Annotated in this window: 1 pseudogene; it reads right to left on the bottom strand. The window is 52.8% G+C overall.

What is annotated here, in order from left to right:
- Window positions 1-25 precede the first annotated feature (25 nt).
- A pseudogene (locus tag GVL52_RS31090) lies at window positions 26-184 on the bottom strand (IS5/IS1182 family transposase); the annotation flags it as partial.
- Between the last annotated feature and the right edge of the window lie 358 nt (window positions 185-542).

The following is a 542-nucleotide window of genomic DNA, read 5'->3' on the forward strand; positions in this document are numbered from 1 at the left end:
GCGTGATCCTGCGCTAGGCATATTCCTGACAACGGCCATGAGTGTAGCCCCAGTCAGCGTGTAACCCGTCAAATCTACGCCGTGAGCAACCCCGATGCGCTGTGCGTACGCCCGCCACCGCGTCGCGGGTGGATGCCAGCATGCGGTTGTAGTGGCAGTTGGCTTCGGTGAGTGTCAGGCCCAAAGATTCGACAAGCTCGCAATGAGCGGCGTGACGCGGAAACCCCAGCGATAATTATGCAACTGTAAGTGAGCAGAGGCGACCTATTTTTTTTTCAACTTGACACTGAATTTCGAGCGTGACCTTATCTACCTGCGGTTGCATGCAGGTATGTTGCAGTGGGTGGCCAGTAGCCAGCCCGATGTGGCCTCACGGAAATACGTCTTATTGGATAACACCGAGATATCCGGTGCTTCCATGTATAGATCCACCGCATTTGACGAGAGACATCAGTCGTTAACCCGGCACTTCCGAATAAAAAAAAGGGGATATAAATGCCGCTGCCAACAAATCAGACGATCGCTTCTGGAAACATCTATCA

The sequence above is a fragment of the Rhizobium sp. 18055 genome, assembly GCF_902706285.1.
Taxonomy (GTDB): domain Bacteria; phylum Pseudomonadota; class Alphaproteobacteria; order Rhizobiales; family Rhizobiaceae; genus Rhizobium.